Raw genomic sequence first — 20,742 nt, 5'->3', positions numbered from 1 at the left:
ATTTAAAATAAAGATCGTTCAAATCCTGTGTTCTTTACTGAATACAGGATTTTGATTTGTCCTTCTTCAACTAAAGGAGGGCATTTTTGTCTCTTTTTACTTTGGACCATTCAAATGAATGAAAAAACTAAAGTATAATGGGAGAAAAGCAAAGGATGGGTTTGAGGGGGATGTCTCATTTAAGAGCAATACAACATACTGTCCAAGAGATTGCAGAGGCTATTACAGCGGCGATTGGCATGGAAGTTGAAATTATCGACGAAAAGTTGAGAATTGTGGCAGGCACAGGTCGATATGAAGAAAAGGTAGGGCAAATGGAGGAAGAAGGAAATTTAGACTCCGGTTATATTTACAGCCATATTTTGAAGAAAGGTACAGAATATATTGTGGAGGATGCACAAAGCAATCCGTTTTACCATGCGGTTGAAAATGAATTGGCTGAAGTATGCTGCCCGATTAAACTGGATCGGCAAATTGTCGGTTTAATCGGCATGGTCGCCTTTGCAAAAGAGCAACAGATGGTGATGCTGCATAATAAAGATAATTTGCTTGTTTTTTTAAGAAGGATGGCCGATTTACTTTCAAGTAAAATAGCAGAATCAAAAATATCCGATGAGCTTAAAATTATTGTGGAAACAAGCCGCGACGGAATTGTTGTCGTGGACAAGCAGGGAGTGATCACCCTATGCAATCATTCAGCAGAACAGCTGATCAATATGAATAGGGACAAACTCATTGGCCAGCATTTACATACGGTTTGGCCTGATTCTCCCGTTTTAACCGCACTGCAAACAGGAGAGGGATACGCTGACCGGGAGGAATTTTACAAAGGGAAGTCGAGCAAATCCAAGGCCATGCATTTTTTTACGACTGTTAATCTTATTTTCAACAGAACAGAGGAAGATGGCAAACAAGTGACTGGAGCTGTTGTGTATTTCCGTGATATTGCCGATGTTCGCAAGATGGTTTATGAAATAACAGAAAATAAAGAATATTATTCTTTTCAAGAAATCCTGGGAACAAGCAATAAAGTGAAAGAGCTGAAGCGGCAAGCTAAAAAAATCGCTCCGAGCAATTCTACTGTGCTGATTACGGGTGCAAGCGGGACAGGGAAAGGACTTTTGGCGAAAGCGATTCACTACGCCAGCCCGAGGAAAAATAAATCGCTGATCATGGTAAATTGTGCGGCGATACCTGATACACTGCTGGAAAGCGAGCTTTTTGGCTATGAGGGCGGTGCCTTTACCGGGGCAAACAAATCCGGCAAGGTCGGAAAGTTCGAGCTGGCTCATGAAGGAACGATATTCCTGGATGAGATTGGGGACATGTCTCTTCATCTGCAAGTGAAATTGCTTCATGTACTGCAGCACAGAGAGATTGAGCGAGTGGGAGGAACAAGAGTTCTCCCCGTTGATGTACGAGTCATCGCAGCAACAAACAGAGACTTAGAGCAGATGATGCAGGATGGAGAGTTTCGGGAGGATCTTTATTTTCGTTTGAATGTTATTCCGATTAAAATTCCATCCTTATTTGAGCGAAAGGAGGACATCCCATTGTTACTCCACCATGCCCTGCAAAAATATAATGATTTGATAGGCAAGCAGATTAGAGGCTTTGAACAGGAAGCGATGGAGCTGCTGGTTTCTTATCAATGGCCGGGGAATATAAGAGAATTAGAGAATGCCGTGGAGTATGCGGTGAATATTGAAACGAATGATTTGATTTCCAAACAAAGTATACCTGGGAGAATTTTACGCTCTCACAAAGGGCTGGAGAGCACTTCGTTAAAGAAGCAGCTAGAGGCATATGAGAAACAGATCATAACGAAGCATTTACAAGAAAACGGTTACTCTGTCCAGGATAAAAGAAAGGTTGCAGCCATGCTGGGCATAAGCGAGTCCACATTGTACAGAAGAATAAGAGAGCTGGGCATCGTTAAATAGTTGTCAAATGTAACAATTAAATTGTCAATATTGACAATTTAGGCATTTGCGGGCGTTTCGCCCGTTTTTTTGTTTTTTATTTTGTTAATCATATTCCTCCGTTTGTCAGCATTGACAAATTTTAAATAATAATTTTATAGAATCTTTCTGTTTGATCCAACCTCCAAAAAATATTTTCTGTATTTTCGGAGCGGTTTGTATATCGATGAACAGGGGACTTCCGTTTTTCTAAATCAATTGGCATGAAAACTGCTATATAGATATTGACAACAAAATGCAGGAGGATGAAACACATGGAAATCAACAGGGAGAGATTGGCGCAGCTGCTTGAAAAAGAATTGGAGCTATTTGAGAAGAAGCATCCAACGTCCAAGGCGTTATTTGAGCAAGCCAAGTCGAATTATATTGATGGCGTACCAATGAATTGGATGGTGAAGTGGGCCGGAAGTTATCCGATTTTTGTAAAAGAAGCAGCAGGGGCCTATTTTAAAGATGTAGACGGAAATGAATTTATCGACTTTTGCCTGGGAGACACAGGATCAATGACTGGACATGCGCCGGAGGGAGCAGTGCCGGCAATTACAGAGCGGATCCAAAACGGTGTCACCTTCATGCTTCCGACAGAGGATGCCATCTGGGTAGGAAAAGAGCTAAAGAAGCGCTTCGGCCTTCCTTATTGGCAGGTGGCGATTTCCGCTACGGATGCTAACCGCTTTTCGTTAAGATTGGCACGCCATATTACAAAGCGCAAATACGTCCTGGTGTTTAATTATTGTTACCATGGGACGGTCGATGAATCTTTCGTCACTTTAGAAAATGGCAAGCTTTCCAGCCGCAGCGGGAACATTGGTCCGCAGGTGGACCCGACAGAAACGACAAAAGTAGTGGAATTCAATGATATTGAAGCTTTGGAGAAGGCGCTTGCGCCGGGAGATGTAGCTTGTGTCCTGGCTGAGCCGGTGATGACGAATATTGGAATCATCCACCCTGAACCGGGCTTTTTGGAGGCTTTAAGGGAGATTACCAAACGTACAGGCACATTGCTTATTTATGATGAAACCCACACCATGAGTGCTGGCCCTGGCGGTTATACGGGAGCCCATGGTTTGGAGCCGGATATGCTGACCGTCGGAAAAGCGATCGGTTCAGGGATACCGACAGCGGTCTACGGGTTCAGCGAAGAGGTGGCACAGCGTATGAAGGGGTTGATCAGTCTGGAGGATTCTGATACAGGCGGCATTGGAGGGACGCTTGCAGGAAACGCCTTATCCATGGCGGCAATGAGAGCGACGATGGAACATGTGCTTACGGATGAATTTTATGAGCGAAATATTGCCCTTGCCGAGCGGTTCTCGGACGGAGTCGAATCGGTGATTAAAGAGAAACAGCTTTCTTGGATCGTCAAGCGCCTTGGATGTCGTACAGAATACTGGTTCCGTGAAACTGCACCGAAAAATGGCGGGGAAGCGGCAGCGGCTGTGGATTTTGAGCTTGACCGATACATGCACCTTTATGCATTGAACCGCGGTATACTTATGACTCCTTTTCATAATATGGCTCTTATTTCTTCCCAGACGAAGGAATCGGATGTTGATTACCATACACAGATTTTCCGCGAAAGTGTAGAATCACTGCTTGAACATGCTGTAGTGCAGGTTTAATTATTCGCAATCAGCTCTTTTTAAACGGGGATGAAAGGGGGAGCAACAATGACAACTAAGAGGCCAAGAACGCCGAATTTACTGATTGCGCTTATACCCATTGTGTTTATGATGATATCTCTTTTGGTTGGTTTATTTTTCCTGAAACTTGATCCGCAAATTCCTCTCTTGGCCAGTGCGATTGTAGCCACAGTCTTGGGATTGAGTTTGGGTTACTCTTGGAAAGACATTGAAAAGGGAATGTTGAAAACCGTTGTGCTGCCTATTCAGGCGATTATAATTTTAATGGTCATCGGAGCTTTGATTGGCTCCTGGACAGCAGGCGGTGTCGTGGCCTCCATGATTTATTATGGTTTGAAGTTATTGTCACCGACTTATTTCCTAGTGGCTGCCTGTCTTATTTGCATGGTAGTATCGGTGTCTTCCGGAAATGCCTGGACTTCTGCAGGAACAATTGGAATCGCGATCATGGGTATGGCAGAAGGCTTTGGTATCAGTACAGCAATGGCAGCGGGTGCTGTTATATCCGGGTGCTATTTTGGGGATAAAATATCACCCATGTCTGAGATGACCAATCTGGCTGCGGGAATCACCGGATTAAATCTCTTTGAACATATCCGGCATTTGCTGTACACAACAGTTCCGGCTATTACGATTGCGCTTATTATTTATACTATCATGGGCTTTACACTGACGCCGCAAGGGTCTCCTGACCAGGTAATGGTTTTGCAGTCTCAGCTTGATGACATATTTGTCATTTCACCTTGGCTTCTGCTTGTTCCGCTAATTGTCATTGTATTGCTTACTCTGAAAATCCCTGCTATCCCGGGTCTTGTGATTGGAAGTCTTATGGGGACAGTGTGTACAGTAATGGTGCAGGGGGCATCCTGGACAACGGCCTTAAATACGTTATATTACGGAAATGAAGCGGAAACCGGCGTGGAAATCCTCGACAGCCTATTGAATAATGGTGGAATTGAATCGATGTTTTGGACGATTTCTTTGATCATGATTGCCATGGCCTATGGGGGCATCCTTGAAGTGACTAGGACGTTGGAGACGATTGTAGAATCTCTGGTTAAGATGGTCAAATCTACAGGACATCTGATCGCAACCACCGTGGGCACGAGCGTGATAACGAACATACTGGCCTGTGATGCCTATCTCGCCATGATTTTTCCGGCACGGATGTATGCTTCAGAGTATAAAAGAAGAGGGCTGCATATTAAGAACCTGTCACGAACGATTGAAGATGGAGGAGCAGTGACTTCACCGCTGATTCCATGGAATACGTGCGGTGCCTTTATGTTTGCCACATTGGGCGTGCATTCCTTTTCCTATGCACCGTTTGCTTTTTTCTGTTTCCTTAGCCCAATTATAGCGATGATTTACGGCTTTTTTAATCTGAAAATTGAATACCTTCCAAAGGATGAAACAGAGGAAGCGGAAATGCCTTACGCCAAATGATCATGGAAGGGGCTATCGGGGAAGTCAGTTTTGTGGCTTTTCGGATAGCCCTTTCTTGACCAATAGAAAAAGTGGCACAGAGTTCAATCTTAAGTTTTTATTTCACTATAAAAGGGATTAGCCCCTAGTGTTCATATGGTTTCATTAAGATACCATTTCATAACCATACAAAGCTCGATAATCCCTTGTTCCAGCTGTTGATTCTCTAGATAAGAGTAACTAATTCTCAAATGGTTATACTGTGGTTCACTTGGATAACAGGCAGAACTGGGCAAAAATGAAAGATTGGACTGTTGTGCTTTTAGAAGCAGTTCATCTGTATTTCCACTGCCGGGCAAAGATACCCAAATGTTCAGGCCTCCTTTAGGTATAATCCATGTAACCCCTTCAGGTGCATGTTTTTCTAACAAGGCAATCGTTTGGTCTCTTCTTAGTTCAAGCGCAATACGCAGCTTTTCCAAATGTGTATTCATTCTGTTTGAGCTTAAAAATGGAATCAGCGCTTTTTGTGTTAAAAGCGGGCTGCCCAGGTCCGTACAAGATTTCGCTGTTAGCAATCGCTGGTGAACGGTCCCGTTTGAAACCATTACACCAATTCTGCAACTGGGTGCTAAAGCTTTGCTAAACCCTTTTAAATAAATCACATGACCGCTGGTATCCAGAGATTTAATAGTGGGTGGCGGTGGGGTATCATCAAAATAGATTTCATTCCATGAGTCGTCCTCTACAATAAGAAAGCCGTTCCTCTGGGCCAGTTCTAGTAAATCTCTTCTTCTATTTTCACTTAAAACCGTACCTGTTGGGTTGTGAAATGTAGGAATGGTATACACCACTTTTGGTTTTTTAGCTAAACAAAAAGAAGCTAAAATATCTGTCTGCATGCCTTCTTCGTCCACAGGAATAGGAATAATATGCGCTCCTCGATTTCGAAAAACATCCAGTGCTGCCGTATAGGTAGGAGCCTCTGTAATCACCATGTCTCCAGGACCGATAAAAGTTCTTGCCACTAGGTCGATTCCTTGCTGCACACCGCTGGTAATGATGATTTCTGAGCTTGTTGTTTGAAGCTTACAATATAGCTGTAAATATTTTTTTATGACCTCTCGAACTTCGTCATCTCCTTGAATGGGACCGTATCGGGCTACAATTTGTGGATCGTCCTGCAACACTTGGTTTATTTCTTTTATTAAATAAGTGGAGGGCAGTAATCCGGGGTGTATAATGGCACTGGATAGTTTAAGCGCATTTTCCGGTCTCGAGTTTAACATGTACTGTGAACGCTGAATATAATCTGGAATGGCTAGCTGCCAATCATAACTCTCGCTTTTCCTTGTTTTCCTCTTTTCTGTCTTCCGAACAAAAGCCCCCTTGCCATGCATTAAATGAATGTATCCATTTCTCTCTAAGAGGCTATAAGCCTTGCTTACTGTAACGAGGCTAACTTGATTTTCTTTTGAAAATTTCCGAATTGAAGGCAATTGGCTGCCTTCTTCTAAAAAACCTGAACGAATTTTCTCCGCTAGAATGTTCGAGATCTGATGAATTAAAGATTGATCTGATTGGCGGTTAAGCTTGATTTTCATGTTTCCTCCTACTGTTATATTCGTTCGTTGACTGTTATGCATATCACTATATATCGTAAAAATAGTGAAAGGCAAGAAAAAATGGTTAAAAGAGGAGAGAGCAGAGGATGAATGTCATGCATCAAGATCAAAAAGAGTTTGAACAGATAGTAGCAGAAGTCGTACAGCATGTAACCAATTTTTATCAGGGCCTTGAAGATAGATGTGTATCGATTCCATACTATGAAATGCCCAAAAATGAACTATCTGAATTAGGTATGGGTGCAAGTGCAGCCCTTAAATATTTCACTCAACACTACGCTAAAGGCTTAAGCGGAAGTGTTGGTTCAAGGTATTTAGGTTTCGTTACAGGGGGCTCTACACCGGCATCTATTGTAGGAGATTGGTTAGTTAGTGTCTACGATCAAAATGTAGCTGGCTCACAAGATTCAATTGCCGGGTTCATTGAATTGGAAACGATTGATATGCTAAAGGAATTATTTCATTTAAGCCATGAGTACAGTGGCACCTTCCTAAGCGGGGCAACTATGGCAAATTTCGCAGGTCTTGCTCAAGCAAGGCAATGGATTGCTCATCACTATGGAAAAGACACCTCCATGGAAGGCCTGTACGATATTCCTCCGGTTAAAATTCTGAGCGGTGCCCCGCACTCAAGTGTTTTTAAAGCAACTTCCATGCTCGGCATAGGAAGAAAATCGATTCATTTAATACCTTGTCAGGAAAATCGCGAGGCGATCAATATTGAAAAGTTAACTGAATTTCTTGAACAGCATAAAAGTGAACCATGTATTGTTGTGGCCAATGCCGGAACAGTTAACACGGTAGACTATGATGATTTAGATGCTATTGGGAAGCTTAAAAAGCACTACCGCTTTTGGTTGCACATTGATGCAGCCTTTGGTGGTTTTGCCGCTTGTTCTCCTATGTATAGGGAATTAGTAAAAGGAATGAATCATGCGGATTCTATTACCATTGATGCGCATAAATGGCTGAACGTTCCCTATGACTCTGCGATGCAATTTACTCGTCATAAGCCACTTCAAGCAGAAGTGTTTCAAAATAATGCTGCTTATCTTGGCGGTTCGATTGAAAACCCGGAGTTTTTTGATCTTACACCCGAAAACTCCCGAAGATTCCGTGCCTTGCCAGCATGGTTTACGCTAAAGGCATACGGTAAAAGCGGTTACCAAAATCTCGTTGAGCAAAATGTTAAACTGGCTAAACAGCTAGGAGACAAAATAAATAACAGCCAGGAGTTCAAATTATTATCACCTGTAAGATTAAACGTTGTTTGCTTTTCTTTAAACGAAGAATCCATCACTGCTGAAATGAACAATCAATTTCTTGCTGCCTTAAATCAGCAAGGAAAAGTATTTATGACGCCCACTATCTATAGTGGTGTTCCTGCAATCCGCGCTGCTTTCAGCAATTGGCGCACAGAGGAAAAGGATGTAGAGATTATATGGGAAGCATTGCGATCAACCATTCGATCCATCAAATAGCTGGAGGCTTAGTTGAATAGAGAAAGGGTTGAATGTAATTTTTCCAGTCTACTTATGTATTTTCTTTATCCGAGAGTCTAAGAAAATGATCAACCTTTCCTTTAAGGCTTGAATCAATACTATTAGGGTTCCTAAAATCATATAATAACCTCTTTAAAATATCTTTAGAGGTTGATGTAGCCTCTTTATTATAAATCATGTAAAAAATACAAAAGATAGTTGCGAACGTTTGTTCTGTATTGTATAATCAAGATAACAACAAGAAGCAGGCCAAATAGAAAAAATATTATGATTGTAGGAGCTGATGATAGTGACAGTGCAGTTAATTCCTTACTTAGTGATGAATGGAAATGCCAAGGAAGCCATCCATTTTTATGAAAAAGCTTTAGGGGCAGAGGTTCTTCATATGCAATCTTTTGGAGAAGGCCCAGAAAATCCGGACTTTCCTTTACCCGAAGAAGCAAAAGGCCGCGTAATGCACGCGACAGCAAAGGTGGGGGAAACATTACTTATGTTTTCTGATACGTTTCCTGGTCAATCTCATCAGACTGGAAATCAGGTAACCATCTGTATTTCGACCGACAATCCAGAAGAAGCAAAACAAATGTATGAGGCATTACAGCAGGACGGTCAAGTGACTATGCCTTTACAAGAAACTTTTTTTAGCCCGGCTTACGGCAGTGTTATAGATAAATTTGGTGTAAACTTTCAAATTTTCACTGAAGGTCAGCAGTAAATTAATTCTAGTCATGCTACTATTTAGTATCTGCCTTGTGTCATTGGCTTTTAATATGTTTATTACCAGTAAAGATAGCATGACGGAACCGGGCATTCCCCTATAAAACTCATCATGTGATCGTACATACAGAATGTAATAATCCGGCTTTGTTTGCAGCACTGTAATCGGCCGTTTTCTTTTTCTTAAAAAGTTAAGCTTACTATAAAGTTGATTAATGAAGTCATAGTATGCAATTAAAGGGTGCTTTAACGGAGCAACGAAAATAGCCTCATGTCTCATTCTAATATTGAGACATGAGGCTGTTTCATATTGAGACACTTTAGCGTGTTACATCTGCTTTCTGCCATCTATTTATGTTAAGGGTCTTTTTTATTTTTCATTTCTCGAGCAAAAGCGAACGGCACGGCTTACTACCGTTGGCACGACAGAAGCATGATTTTCATCAGGAGCTATATAAAGTTCTGTGCTTAAATGATGTTCATTTAGTAAAGCCCTGATTCTGTTTGCATCCTCTACCATAAAACCTTCATGTTCACCGGCTGCGATAAATACATGATGTTTCCCATGGCTTGCTCCGTTTTCAACCAAAAGGTGAGCCATGTTTAGCAGTTCCTCGCTATTCCACCATACAGATGGGCTAATCGCGATATAATTTTTAAATGCCCGCGGGTTTGTGTATAAGCACCATAAAGCAAAGTAACCACCAAGTGAATGACCAAATAGATATTGAGCTTGGCGGTTCACAGAGTAGTGTTGCTCAATATAAGGTTTTAATTCCAATTCAATAAACTTAAAGAATCGTTCAGCTCCACCATAACCACTTGGCAGTTTCCCTTTTGCACGCTCGGGCATAATTACATGTTTAGCTGGTGCCGTAAAGTCGATAAAGCGCTGTTCTCGCATTTCTTCTTTTTGATGGCAAATACCGATAACAATAGCAGGATTGACACCTGTTTTCCCTCGATTTAATTGTTGAATACGTACAACATCGCGGACAAATGAAAAATAATACAGCCCGTCTAATACATAGTAAATAGGCAACCCTTCACTAGGCAGTTCTGTCTCCGGAATGTATATCTCGATGTCATATGTTTTATTGGTGTATTTAGAAGTCAATTGACTATGGCTCATAGATACTACCCTCATTTCCTGTTGATTGTTATAATAAAGAGAATGATAATCATTTTCATTTAAATAGTCAATATGGGAAGTGAAGAGATGGAATTGACAATCAATCAAATCATTGAATACTTTGCCCACTCATCTATACAATTTGTGGATGTCTTTATAAGCAGGCTGGATGCTTCGAGAACGGATACCGGTAGAAAGACTGCCCCGGGGGTTTGTGGGATGATTATTCCAATTAAAGGTTCTTCCTGTTTTTCCCTTAATGGCACGGCATATAGAATGAATCAGCGTACAATAGTTCATGCAGGATCGAGGATGGATATTGAAATTAAAACGTTTGAAAACGAGTGGGAGTATGCAGTGATCCATTATAGGATTATCGAGACAACACCGGCTTATAAAGAAATGCTGAACCACCATTTTTTGATTTCTATTGATGGTTCAGCAAAAATTCAGCAACTTGTACACTATCTTCTGCAACAACAGATAAAACCAGATAATATATCCAAATTTAAAGTGCAAAATGTATTTATGAATTTATTGGAAGTGATATTGCTGTCAGCAAGAAATGAGTGCTATGAAAATAAAATGGATCCTATTTTGGCTGCACTTGAATATATTCAGCTTTATTATGCTAAAGAACTATGTGTCAGTGAACTTGCTCAACAATTTGGCATGGAAAGAAGAAAATTTTCTTATTTGTTTGAACAGCTGACTGGCTTAACACCGATACAATACATTACAGAATACAGAATTAGGCGTGCAAAGGAGCTTTTAAGAACAAGTAATTTGCCAATTGCTGATATTGCAGAAGTGGTCGGCTATCCGGACAGCTTTTACTTTAGCCGGGTATTCAAAAAACTTACTAAAATGCCGCCTTCTATTTACAGAAAGCAATAGAAAAAAGTCCATATTTCACTATAATTTGTTCTTATGTAAGGCCGTTTCTATATAATGACACTATTTTCGTTATCGCTTCTTCATCTTCAACAAACAGGCAAATGTCCATGTTTTCTGGAAATTTGTCCATTCAATTCCCCATAGCTATTTGATAAAATTCATCTATAAATAGTAATGATAATCAATATCAATTAGGGGGGTTAACCATATGAAAAAGCATTGGTTATTAGGAGGTGCGGCACTTTTAGCAATATCTCTTGCAGCATGTGGATCGACAGAAGGAGCAAGTGAATCAGGTGCCAAAACAGAAGCAGTTGAAGCGGATGGCAAGAATACGGCTTCTACATCTGAAGAACAAGCAAAGGAAACAAAAATTAGCTATTTAGGTGATGAATATACATTCCCAAATCCAGCTGAGAATATCGTAGCGGCAAGCCTTGAAGCGATGGAGGATGCGGCAGTCTTGGGGGTTAAGCCAGTAGGTGTACTAGAGATCGCTGGTGAAGTTCCAGGTTACTTAGCAAAAGAATTAAAAGGAGCAGCATTAATTGGTGACAAATTTTCACCAAATGCAGAAGCGATTCTTTCACTTGATCCAGATGCCATCATCGGGACTTCCAAGTGGAATGAAGAGGTCATGGCAAAAATGAATAAGATAGCAACAACTTTACCTTATTCACATATTTCAACCAATTGGAAAGATAATTTATTGGCGTTTGGACAATTAACAGGAAAAACAGCAGAAGCAGAAAAAGTCATTTCAGATTATGATACGAAAGCGGCAAAAGCGAAAGCTGAGTTAGGCAATTCAGCAGCAGATAAAGAAGTATTAATTATTCGTGTTCGTGGGGGATTAATGAATATTTATCCTGCAGGCGTTTATTTGAATCCGGTGTTATATGAAGACTTAGGCTTGAAAGTGCCAGAAACATTAACAGCTGCTAAAGCGCAACAGGAATTAACGCTTGAAACATTATCGAAAATCAATCCGGATATCATCTTCCTTCAATTTGAAAAATCTGAAAACGCGGATGCACCAAGCGCTTTAAAGGATTTGCAAAAAAATCCTATTTTCACCAATTTAAAAGCAGCTAAAAATGGAGATGTTCATGTAAATGTTATTGATCCACTTGCACAAGGCGGTACAGCATGGTCAAAAGTTAAGTTTTTAGATGCAGCAGTGGAGAAACTAGTGAAATAAAGGGTTGTCCTACTCAAACTGTCTCTCAGACCTCCGCTTTAATAGAGCGAGGGCAACGAAAGTGTATAAGTAAGAGGGGAAGAGACAGTAGTTTCACTTTATAGAGAAAAGGTGTCAAAATTGAAGCAATCTGCCAAAAGAACCTTAATGATTTTTATCTTGTCTTCCATCCTCATTGTATTCATCGCTCTAGCCTCTATTATGTTGGGAACAAAGGACATAAGCATGCGGGTGGTTTGGGACTCCATCAGTCAATTTGATGCAAACAATGCAGATCATCAAATTGTTAGAACAGGACGAATGCCCAGGGCGATAGCAGTTTTGCTTGTAGGTGCTTTTTTAGCAGTTGCAGGGGCAGTAATGCAAGGAATCACACGTAATTATTTAGCTTCGCCTACGCTCATGGGCGTAAACGACGGCTCTGCTTTTATGATCACGTTAGCCGTTGTTTTTTTTCCGGGTCTGCCAAGCTATCAAATGATTTTATTGTCCATGTTGGGATCGGCAATAGGCGCTGCATTCGTGTTTGGATTTGGCTCGATTATCAAAGATGGTCTTTCGCCCGTTAGACTGGCCATTATTGGAACTGTTATTGGAACATTTTTAAGCAGTATCGCCTCAGCTATAGCAATGTATTTCCAAGTGTCACAAACAGTGGCAGCTTGGTATAATACCAAACTACAATCTGTCGACCCAGATATGCTGTGGTTATCAATTCCATTCGGAGTGATTGGGATACTGTTGGCTATTGCCAGTGCACGTGCTATCACTATTACATCTCTTGGTGAGGATGTGGCTGCTGGACTCGGACAAAAAACAAAAGCAGTACGGTTGCTTAGTATGTTTTCCGTCGTGTTACTTACTGGAACAGCCGTGGCGCTTGTTGGAAAAATTGCATTTGTTGGGCTAGTGATCCCTCACATTGTTCGGTTTTTAGTAGGGGAGGACTATCGATTTATTATTCCTAGCTCTCTTGTAGTGGGCGCCTGTTTTTTAAGTTTTTGCGATTTAATTAGTCGGTATTTAAACTATCCATTTGAAACACCAATAGGGGTTGTTACATCGATTATTGGTGTACCGTTCTTTTTATATTTGATTCGGACACGTGGAGGTGAAAAGCATGCTTAACTCCACGCCTAAAAGATTTTTTTTGCTGATCTTTATGTTCCTGGTCATTATTTTCGTTGGCTTCTATTTGCATATTACCAACGGGATGTTTGATATGTCTATTTTAGATATCATTCGCACTTTGTTAGGCTATGAAAGCAATGAAAAATTTAAGCTGGTTATCTTCGATTTTCGATTACCTAGAATCATCATCGCGGCTCTTGTTGGCATTGGGCTAGCTGTGGCAGGAGTTGTTTTTCAGGGAATAACGAAAAATGGGCTAGCTGATCCGGGAATATTAGGTATTAATGCAGGTGCAGGCGCTGCTATTGTCATTTTTATGTACTTCTTTCAATTCCAAGCATTACTATCGGATGGAAGCGATTGGGTTACTATTATGGTCATGCCGCTATTCGGTTTTGTTGGCGGTACAGTAGCAGTCACTCTTATTTTTGTATTGGCATTGAAAAATGGACGTCTTGACATGCAACGTCTTATTTTAGCAGGGATTGCCATTAATAGTGGATTCGGCGCCTTATCCATGTATATTTCCTTAAAAATGAATGAAAAGGATTTTGAATCGGCAGCTGTTTGGCAAGCTGGGTCCATTTATAATGCGAACTGGATTTTTATTTTAGCGATGCTGCCCTGGATTGTTGTTCTTGGCTTCTATCTGTATAAAAAAGCTTATTTACTTGATTATTTTCAATTAGAGGAAAACACAGTTGTCAGTCTTGGTATTAAGCTAGAGAAAGAAAAAATAGGTATGCTGCTTGCGAGTGTGGGATTAGTGAGTGCCTGTGTTTCTGTTTCAGGAAGTATCGGTTTCATCGGTCTCATGGCGCCTCATATTGCTAAACAACTGGTAGGAGTCCGACATAAATATGCGCTGCCGATAAGTGCATTAACTGGTGCAGGATTATTAATTTTCTCGGACTTTATTGCGAAAACCGCTTTTGCACCATCTGAACTGGCAGTTGGGATTGTTGTATCGATTATTGGTATCCCATATTTTTTATATTTACTTGCGAGAGTAAAGTAGGAGGAAGAACATGCAAACAGCATTTCGCATTGAAGAACTAACTGCTGGATACGATAAATCCATTATTTTTGATAACTTGAGTGTGAGAATAGCACAAGGCAAAGTGACCACTATCATTGGTCCCAACGGATGCGGAAAATCAACTTTACTGAAGACCATCGGTCGGATCTTAAAGAAAGAAAAAGGAAAGATATATTTGCAGGATCAAGATATGCAGCAGCTTTCAACAAAAGAAATAGCGAAACGCTTGGCTATTCTTTCCCAATCACCTACTGCGCCATTTCAATTAAAAGTAGAGGAGTTAATCTCGTACGGACGTTATCCGCATCGCAAGAATATCAACCGATTGTCTAAAAAGGATACCGAAATGATAGAGTGGGCAATGGAAGTGACACATACGCTTGAATTTCGTAATCGTGAGTTGGCGGATTTATCCGGTGGACAACGGCAGCGAGTTTGGCTAGCGATGGCGCTTGCCCAAGAAACTGACATCCTTTTATTGGATGAGCCGACCACTTACTTAGATATGGCGCATCAGCTGGAAGTGTTAAATATTGTCCAAAAATTAAATAGAGAACATCACTGTACCATCATTATGGTTCTTCATGATATTAATCATGCAACACGTTATTCTGATGAATTAATTGCAATGAAAGACGGAGCCATTATGAAGTGTGGATCACCCTCAACGATTATGACGCGAGAGGTTTTAAAAGAGGTGTTTAATATTGAAGCAAAAATCATATACGACAAAGAACTCGATACACCACTTTGCCTTTCGTATGATGTTTCGAAATAAAAACATGAGAATGCTGGCCGTCAAAAACAGAAGGAACCTGAAAGAGGGAGAAGGATGCTTATCCAATCAATCAATATAGAAGGATATATGGTAAAGGTTGTTTTACCTTACAATTACGGACAGTCGGCCACAGCTTATCCAGTGGTGTATGTACAAGATGGCGGGGATATGGTCATGGATGGCTATAATCAGCTGGATTACTTGGCTCGTACAAAACAAATAGAACCCTGTATATATGTAGGGATAGAGCCGATTGATCGTAACCATGATTATACACCTTGGCCAGCTCCAAGACTCGCTGAGCGCGCATCAGACTTTGATGGAAAAGCTGAAAGTTACTTGCATACTTTAGTAACATGGATTAAGCCATATATCGATAAAAATTACCGCACAAAACCAGGAGCAAGGTATACAGCTATAGCGGGCGGCTCATTTGGGGCGTTAGTTTCTTTATTTGCTTCTTATTGGTGCCCTGATACTTTTGGGAAGTATATTCTATTGTCTGCTTCTGTGTGGTATGAAGGAGTCATGGAGTTTTTAAGAGAAGAAAAATCCGTTATCAATCGAGACAAGCATAAGATGTATATGTATGTCGGGGATTGTGAAGGGATCTACCATTTAACACGCCAACGGCACATGGTACCATGTTCCAAAGAAGCCGCGGAGTTGTTAAAACGAGAGAATTCTCATTGGTTTGAATTTGTGATGAAGGATGAAGGGACACACGATGCTCATTTCTTTGCCTATTATTTTATTGAAGCGATGAAAAAGTTGTTTCCGGCAAGATAAGGAACGATGTTTCATTGAGCTGAGAGAGCTGTTGGCTTGGTTTTTAAGTCAGCCCATCCAACTCAAAGATCGTCAATTGATAGACAACTTGATAAACAGAGAAGCTAAATAAAGTGATTTAAGGCAAGAACAGAGCCCATCCACTGTAAAATGGGACTCCGTACATGGTTTTCACATACATACGCCGGCGAATCAGTAATGACAAAACCGCAGCGGCAACGACTAAACTAATTGTTACTAATGATGTGTAGGCAATGACCTCTATTTCCAAACTATATCAACCGATTTGCCTTTTCTATGAAATGGACTTGCTTTTTACTTATAGCCTCGATGTGGGCAGCAATCTTTTCAATTCCCGGGCGGATTTGCTCTTCATCGACTTGCGAAAGGCACAGCCGAATTAAGTTCCCTTTGCGGTATTCGGGCAAGAACATTCTGTCTGCCTGATCGACAAGTATATTTTCTTGTTGTAAAGACTGGGCGAGACGTTTGGAATGAACTGTTTTTGGAAGGTAAATAGATAAATAGAACCCTGTTGCAGGCTCAGTAAAGGAGGCGGTGGCCGGCAAATAATCTCGGCAGGCTGCGATCGCTAGCTCCATTTTCCGGCGGTACATGTCTCGAATATGGTGAATATGACTGTTGAACATGCCGTTTTTTAGGTAGAGCTCTAACGCGCCTTGGGAAATAGATGGGCTGAATAAGTCCTCCGAAAACTTAAACCGCCGGAAGGAATGGATCATTAATTCTGGAAGAACAGTCAGCCCAATTCTTAACCCAGGGAGCATTACCTTTGAAAAGCTCTTAATATAAATGACTCTTCCTGAAGGATCGAATGCAAACATCGGATCAATTTTATGGTTATAATCCAAATCCCCAAAAATATCATCTTCGACTATATACACATCATATTTATTAGCCAATTCCACAATTTTTTTCTTTTGTTCGTTCGTATAGCTATGTCCGAGGGGATTGTGAAATCTAGGAATCACATAAAAGAACTTAATATCGTTGTTGCGAAACATGTTTTCCAGGCGGTCCAGGTCGATGCTGTCCATGGTTAAATCAATGCCAAAGGTCGTAATATCATGTACTTGAACAGATTCAACTATGCCAAAATAGGACGGCTGTTCTATTAAAATATTTGATTTTCCATTCGGAAAGGGCATTTGGACAAGCAGGTTCAGCGCTTGCTGTGAGCCGGAGGTAATGAACACTCTCTCCGCCGCTGTAAATACCTGGTTGTTCTGCAGGTGATTAACAAGCTCTTGACGCAATGAAAGGAGACCTTGCTCATCTGAATAAGTGAAAAGCTCTTCCTTATATAGATCGATCGCTTGGTTCATACAATGTTGAACATCTTTGTAAGGAAGGGCCCTTTTATCCGGACCAGCTGATAGAAAGTCAATCTTATTTTGGTTACATGTATTTGTTGATAAATGAGAGTCATGAACAACAAAATATCCACTTTTTGGAACGGAATAGATCACATGCAGCTTTTCTAATTCCTCATACGCTTTTAGAACAGTGTTTTTGCTGTAACCATACTTTTCAGATAAATAGCGGATCGATGGAATTTTATCGCCGGCTTTTAACGTCCCTGCTATGATCTGATTTTTGATCTCGCTCATTATATTCATATATTTTATATTCATTTAAATTCCTTTCAACCTGTGCCTGCACAGATTAATAAAAAATGGATTTTTGTAATTGTCTGAATTTCGCATGCTTTGATTATATCAAATAAAGTTGCAAGAAGAGTGATTTCTATGGAGTGATACAGAGAGGATTATATGGTTAGTAACCATCTGAAAAGATAAAATTTTTTCTAATAATAAGACATTAGAAGTCAACTATGAACGATTTGAAATTTTACACTCTCGATGCATTTTCAGAAAGAAAATATGCGGGAACCCAATTAGCCGTTTTTACTGAAGGGGCCGAGCTTGCTAGGGAGGATATGAGACCCGCATGTTTATACAGGAATACAGTTGATTTCTAGAATGCTGGAGTTACAGGATGATCGAAAGGTTTTATGAATAATAAAAGATTCCAAAAAGCAAGGCGGTATGAGTGCACATCGTCCTTTTCCATATCATGTATAATAAATGAAATGTTTCGCAAACAGACAGGATGGAGGGAAAAAAATGAAGATTATCGAACTACCCATTGAGTTTGAATTTAATGGGCAAAAAAGCCGTCTTTACCCTAGCTTAATTGTATTGAATAATGAATTAACACTAGTTGATACAGGGTATGCCAGCTTTTTGCCTCTAATTGAAAATGAAATAATAAAAAACGGATATGAGATGAAGAACTTACAGAATATCATCATTACCCACTATGATGATGACCATATAGGTTCTTTACATGATTTTAAAGAGAAGTACCCGTGGATTAACGTTATAGCCAGCGAGGGGGAAGCAAAATACATTAGTGGAGAAATAAAGTCTGAGAGGTTAGTTCAGGCCGAAGACATGCTGGAAAATTTGCCAAGTGAAGACATCGAATTTGGCAGGTGGTTTATACAGCAATTAAAAAGCTTGAAGCATGTTTCAATCGATGAAAAGGTACAGGACGGTGATTTGATTTTAGATAATCAGTGTAGAATAATAGCCACACCAGGGCATACTTCAGGTCATATTTCATTATATTTCCCAAGCTTAGGGAGTGTCATTACAGGTGATGCGGCTGTTAATGAGAACGATGAATTGGTTATTGCTAACCCACATTTTTGTTTAGATATGGAGAATGCCAAGCAGTCTTTGAAAAAGATTAAGGATCTTCAAGCGGAAACTTACTATTGTTATCATGGCGGAAAATGCATTTTATAATTAGGATATAAATGTAAACATACAATTCTATGCATGGGAGTAGCAGCAGGAATATAGAATCGACATTGAATCATTGAATCGAGCATATGATGTATCGTTCTTATGACAGGCGCGATTCATGCACATACTTTAGGATTCATCAACATATAACAGTGAAGATCCCTGCTTCAAGTTGTTTAATTATTTCAAACATTGTCTGTGGAATAAAGGAGCAGTAGAAAAATCGGCTGTTAGGCATTCAGCCTTGTGCTAATGATTAAGTTTTCTGGGTAAACTGTGTTAGACTGGAAAATAAATAGCAAGCTTAAACTAAAATGGAAAGAGGTAAACAATGTTTAAAAAAATATTGAAGCAAATTAAGCATCTTTCCCAAGGAAGCAGCGAGCGAAGAAGTGGCTACTATCGCCGGGGCAGCAGTAGCAGCAGCCGACGGCATAAACGGTCACCGATGAGTGGAAGCAAATATTACAAGCGAAAGGGCCGGAGCAGCAGCTAACTTTCTCCCCCGGCCGTTAAGTGGCTTTTCCTTCCGCTTTAAGTGCCGCGCAAAGATCGGTTGAAATTTCACTAGTATTAGAGTAAGGCTCTTCAATACGTAATAGTTTCTTTAGCAGATAAACGGTTTCTGGTTCTAAAGAAAGTTCTTCTGTCCAAGGAAGAGCTTTTTTGTTTTTGGCAGAGTATGTTGTATAAAGCAAATATAACAATATTTCTCCTAAGTCATAGTAGTCCTGCTGTTGCAGTTCTTGCTTATTGAATGAAGAATTAAATGAGGTCTGAAGTGAGTCAGCTGCAGCTCCATGCTTTGATAAACCAAAATCGATCAAAAAAAGCTCCTGTTTGTTTAGCAAAATGTTTGGAATACGTAAATCTTGATGGTAAATGTTGTTCTGATGGAGGTAATCTATTAATTCAAGCAGTCGTGAGAGAAGGAGTAAAGACTCTTTCTCATTAAATGTTTTTTTGTTTAAAAAAATTTGGTCTTCCAGGTTATCCCCGTCAATAAGATTCATGGCATAAAACAAATAGTTATCATGTGTAAAAGCTTCAAATAGTGTTGGGATACTTCTATGGTTCAGCAAACGTAACACGGAAACTTCATTTTCAAACAATTCAATGTCTTTTTTGCTATGACGCTTGCTCGGACGAAGCTGTTTGATTACTTTATTGTCGTGTGTTTTTAGATCATGACAAAGATAAACGATTCCATAGCTTCCAGTCCCTATAACGCGGAAAATCTTATAGCGATCATGTAAGACTGTTCCTCTTTTCATCGGTTTGTCTGCAAAAAACTGATAAAGCTTCCGAATGGCACGCAAATCGAAACTCTCCTCCCTTCTATGGATTTTCATTCATGATTATTAATCGAAAAAGCCTCATGAAGATGTTTTTTTGTTGGAAACGGATCAAACTTTTATGATGCCGTTATCACAAGATATCATAATAAACCTAAAGGATGATAACAAATAATTTACATTATGAGGGACGGTATTTAGCGTTATATTTTTCCAGGTGATTTATACTATTCAATAGAGCATTCAAAATAAGGACAGCATTGGCAGGCTAACATCTAAAACAATAGGGGGAGTGGCAATGAGTGAGCAATGGACAGAAGATTTACAAGTCGCCCAAGTACGTATGGCGAGACCGACGGATCAGTTATCGGAAATAGAGCGGTTTTATTGTGAAGGAGTCGGATTACACAAAATCGGTTCGTTTACAGGACATCGGGGATATTCGGGTCTTATGCTAGGTTTGCCAAATGCCAGCTACCATTTGGAATTTACAGAGCATGTTAATGGCAGCCCATGTCCCGCTCCGACAAAAGATAATCTTCTTGTATTGTATATTCCGGATATAGAAAAGATCGAACGCATCAAAACAAGATTAGAACAAATGGGGTATCCAGAAGTTGAACCAGAGAATCCCTATTGGGCAGAAAAAGGGACGACTATTGAAGATCCGGATGGATGGCGTGTTGTGCTCATGAATACAGAGGGGATATAACCTTTCTATAGCCTTGCTACGCTAACATGATCGTACTCCA

The 20,742-nt window shown here is 40.3% G+C and carries 18 protein-coding genes; 14 read left to right on the top strand and 4 right to left on the bottom strand.

The window, feature by feature from the left end; all coding sequences use genetic code 11:
- The first annotated feature begins 170 nt into the window (after positions 1 to 170).
- The 3 genes from MKZ02_RS01625 to nhaC all read left to right on the top strand — a co-directional run bounded on the left by MKZ02_RS01625 (position 171) and on the right by nhaC (position 5,071).
- The gene (locus tag MKZ02_RS01625; protein ID WP_340851545.1) at positions 171 to 1,943 is read left to right on the top strand and encodes a sigma-54 interaction domain-containing protein; all 1,773 of its coding nucleotides are present in this window, start codon (positions 171 to 173) and stop codon (positions 1,941 to 1,943) included.
- Between the two features lie 293 nt (positions 1,944 to 2,236).
- Complete coding sequence (locus MKZ02_RS01620; RefSeq protein ID WP_340851543.1) at positions 2,237 to 3,604, top strand: aspartate aminotransferase family protein; 1,368 nt, start codon at positions 2,237 to 2,239, stop codon at positions 3,602 to 3,604.
- Between the two features lie 48 nt (positions 3,605 to 3,652).
- Entirely contained in the window at positions 3,653 to 5,071 is a 1,419-nt protein-coding gene (gene nhaC, locus MKZ02_RS01615) for a Na+/H+ antiporter NhaC (RefSeq protein WP_340851542.1), read from the top strand.
- Between the two features lie 131 nt (positions 5,072 to 5,202).
- On the opposite strand, the gene pdxR is transcribed toward nhaC, so the two are convergent.
- Positions 5,203 to 6,654 (bottom strand): MocR-like pyridoxine biosynthesis transcription factor PdxR, encoded by a 1,452-nt coding sequence (pdxR, locus tag MKZ02_RS01610; protein WP_340851541.1) that lies wholly within the window; start codon positions 6,652 to 6,654, stop codon positions 5,203 to 5,205.
- Between the two features lie 107 nt (positions 6,655 to 6,761).
- Here pdxR and MKZ02_RS01605 point away from each other — a divergent pair, with 107 nt between their 5' ends.
- The gene (locus tag MKZ02_RS01605) at positions 6,762 to 8,156 is read left to right on the top strand and encodes a pyridoxal phosphate-dependent decarboxylase family protein (RefSeq protein WP_340851540.1); all 1,395 of its coding nucleotides are present in this window, start codon (positions 6,762 to 6,764) and stop codon (positions 8,154 to 8,156) included.
- A gap of 310 nt (positions 8,157 to 8,466) precedes the next feature.
- Entirely contained in the window at positions 8,467 to 8,892 is a 426-nt protein-coding gene (locus MKZ02_RS01600) for a VOC family protein (RefSeq protein WP_340851539.1), read from the top strand.
- Between the two features lie 372 nt (positions 8,893 to 9,264).
- Here MKZ02_RS01600 and MKZ02_RS01595 read toward each other — a convergent pair whose 3' ends face one another.
- Complete coding sequence (locus tag MKZ02_RS01595) at positions 9,265 to 10,026, bottom strand: alpha/beta hydrolase (protein WP_340851538.1); 762 nt, start codon at positions 10,024 to 10,026, stop codon at positions 9,265 to 9,267.
- 87 nt (positions 10,027 to 10,113) lie between these two features.
- On the opposite strand from MKZ02_RS01595, the gene MKZ02_RS01590 reads away from it, so the two are divergent.
- From MKZ02_RS01590 to MKZ02_RS01565, 6 genes are all read left to right on the top strand, one after another.
- Entirely contained in the window at positions 10,114 to 10,923 is an 810-nt protein-coding gene (locus tag MKZ02_RS01590) for a helix-turn-helix domain-containing protein (RefSeq protein WP_120035905.1), read from the top strand.
- Positions 10,924 to 11,131: 208 nt separating this feature from the next.
- Positions 11,132 to 12,124 carry an ABC transporter substrate-binding protein gene (locus MKZ02_RS01585; protein ID WP_340851537.1) on the top strand — a complete coding sequence of 331 codons (993 nt, stop codon included), beginning with the start codon at positions 11,132 to 11,134 and terminating at the stop codon, positions 12,122 to 12,124.
- 147 nt (positions 12,125 to 12,271) lie between these two features.
- Positions 12,272 to 13,252, top strand: a complete 981-nt coding sequence (locus MKZ02_RS01580) for a FecCD family ABC transporter permease (RefSeq protein ID WP_340856298.1) — start codon at positions 12,272 to 12,274, stop codon at positions 13,250 to 13,252.
- Positions 13,245 to 14,273: a FecCD family ABC transporter permease gene (locus tag MKZ02_RS01575; RefSeq protein WP_340851536.1), complete on the top strand. Its 1,029-nt coding sequence runs from the start codon at positions 13,245 to 13,247 to the stop codon at positions 14,271 to 14,273. Before MKZ02_RS01580 ends, MKZ02_RS01575 begins: the two co-directional genes overlap by 8 nt.
- A gap of 10 nt (positions 14,274 to 14,283) precedes the next feature.
- Complete coding sequence (locus MKZ02_RS01570; protein WP_340851535.1) at positions 14,284 to 15,072, top strand: ABC transporter ATP-binding protein; 789 nt, start codon at positions 14,284 to 14,286, stop codon at positions 15,070 to 15,072.
- Between the two features lie 54 nt (positions 15,073 to 15,126).
- Positions 15,127 to 15,861, top strand: a complete 735-nt coding sequence (locus MKZ02_RS01565; RefSeq protein WP_340851533.1) for an alpha/beta hydrolase — start codon at positions 15,127 to 15,129, stop codon at positions 15,859 to 15,861.
- Positions 15,862 to 16,133: 272 nt separating this feature from the next.
- On the opposite strand, the gene MKZ02_RS01560 is transcribed toward MKZ02_RS01565, so the two are convergent.
- Positions 16,134 to 17,516 carry an aminotransferase-like domain-containing protein gene (locus MKZ02_RS01560; RefSeq protein ID WP_340851532.1) on the bottom strand — a complete coding sequence of 461 codons (1,383 nt, stop codon included), beginning with the start codon at positions 17,514 to 17,516 and terminating at the stop codon, positions 16,134 to 16,136.
- Between the two features lie 492 nt (positions 17,517 to 18,008).
- Between MKZ02_RS01560 and MKZ02_RS01555 the strand changes: the two genes are divergently transcribed.
- Positions 18,009 to 18,695: an MBL fold metallo-hydrolase gene (locus tag MKZ02_RS01555; RefSeq protein WP_340851531.1), complete on the top strand. Its 687-nt coding sequence runs from the start codon at positions 18,009 to 18,011 to the stop codon at positions 18,693 to 18,695.
- 331 nt (positions 18,696 to 19,026) lie between these two features.
- On the top strand, positions 19,027 to 19,191 hold the full coding sequence (locus MKZ02_RS01550) for a hypothetical protein (protein WP_182917062.1): 165 nt from the start codon (positions 19,027 to 19,029) through the stop codon (positions 19,189 to 19,191).
- A gap of 16 nt (positions 19,192 to 19,207) precedes the next feature.
- Here the strand turns inward: MKZ02_RS01550 and MKZ02_RS01545 are convergent, their stop codons facing one another.
- Positions 19,208 to 19,969, bottom strand: a complete 762-nt coding sequence (locus tag MKZ02_RS01545) for a protein kinase domain-containing protein (RefSeq protein WP_340851530.1) — start codon at positions 19,967 to 19,969, stop codon at positions 19,208 to 19,210.
- A gap of 319 nt (positions 19,970 to 20,288) precedes the next feature.
- Between MKZ02_RS01545 and MKZ02_RS01540 the strand changes: the two genes are divergently transcribed.
- A complete protein-coding gene (locus MKZ02_RS01540) occupies positions 20,289 to 20,702 on the top strand; it encodes a VOC family protein (protein ID WP_340851529.1) in 414 nt (137 codons plus the stop codon).
- The last annotated feature ends 40 nt before the right edge of the window (positions 20,703 to 20,742 follow it).

The organism is Pseudobacillus sp. FSL P4-0506 (genome assembly GCF_038003025.1).
Lineage (GTDB): Bacteria > Bacillota > Bacilli > Bacillales > Domibacillaceae > Pseudobacillus.
This window is presented reverse-complemented; position numbering and strand designations above follow the sequence as displayed.

What these genes read in the sequence shown, in the direction of transcription:
- MKZ02_RS01625 (WP_340851545.1), top strand. Translation starts at nt 171, where the DNA reads ATGTCTCATTTAAGAGCAATACAACATACTGTCCAAGAGATTGCAGAG.
- MKZ02_RS01620 (WP_340851543.1), top strand. Translation starts at nt 2,237, where the DNA reads ATGGAAATCAACAGGGAGAGATTGGCGCAGCTGCTTGAAAAAGAATTG.
- nhaC (WP_340851542.1), top strand. Translation starts at nt 3,653, where the DNA reads ATGACAACTAAGAGGCCAAGAACGCCGAATTTACTGATTGCGCTTATA.
- pdxR (WP_340851541.1), bottom strand. Translation starts at nt 6,654, where the DNA reads ATGAAAATCAAGCTTAACCGCCAATCAGATCAATCTTTAATTCATCAG.
- MKZ02_RS01605 (WP_340851540.1), top strand. Translation starts at nt 6,762, where the DNA reads ATGAATGTCATGCATCAAGATCAAAAAGAGTTTGAACAGATAGTAGCA.
- MKZ02_RS01595 (WP_340851538.1), bottom strand. Translation starts at nt 10,026, where the DNA reads ATGAGCCATAGTCAATTGACTTCTAAATACACCAATAAAACATATGAC.
- MKZ02_RS01590 (WP_120035905.1), top strand. Translation starts at nt 10,114, where the DNA reads ATGGAATTGACAATCAATCAAATCATTGAATACTTTGCCCACTCATCT.
- MKZ02_RS01585 (WP_340851537.1), top strand. Translation starts at nt 11,132, where the DNA reads ATGAAAAAGCATTGGTTATTAGGAGGTGCGGCACTTTTAGCAATATCT.
- MKZ02_RS01580 (WP_340856298.1), top strand. Translation starts at nt 12,272, where the DNA reads ATGATTTTTATCTTGTCTTCCATCCTCATTGTATTCATCGCTCTAGCC.
- MKZ02_RS01575 (WP_340851536.1), top strand. Translation starts at nt 13,245, where the DNA reads ATGCTTAACTCCACGCCTAAAAGATTTTTTTTGCTGATCTTTATGTTC.
- MKZ02_RS01570 (WP_340851535.1), top strand. Translation starts at nt 14,284, where the DNA reads ATGCAAACAGCATTTCGCATTGAAGAACTAACTGCTGGATACGATAAA.
- MKZ02_RS01565 (WP_340851533.1), top strand. Translation starts at nt 15,127, where the DNA reads ATGCTTATCCAATCAATCAATATAGAAGGATATATGGTAAAGGTTGTT.
- MKZ02_RS01560 (WP_340851532.1), bottom strand. Translation starts at nt 17,516, where the DNA reads ATGAATATAAAATATATGAATATAATGAGCGAGATCAAAAATCAGATC.
- MKZ02_RS01555 (WP_340851531.1), top strand. Translation starts at nt 18,009, where the DNA reads ATGAAGATTATCGAACTACCCATTGAGTTTGAATTTAATGGGCAAAAA.
- MKZ02_RS01550 (WP_182917062.1), top strand. Translation starts at nt 19,027, where the DNA reads ATGTTTAAAAAAATATTGAAGCAAATTAAGCATCTTTCCCAAGGAAGC.
- MKZ02_RS01545 (WP_340851530.1), bottom strand. Translation starts at nt 19,969, where the DNA reads ATGAAAAGAGGAACAGTCTTACATGATCGCTATAAGATTTTCCGCGTT.
- MKZ02_RS01540 (WP_340851529.1), top strand. Translation starts at nt 20,289, where the DNA reads ATGAGTGAGCAATGGACAGAAGATTTACAAGTCGCCCAAGTACGTATG.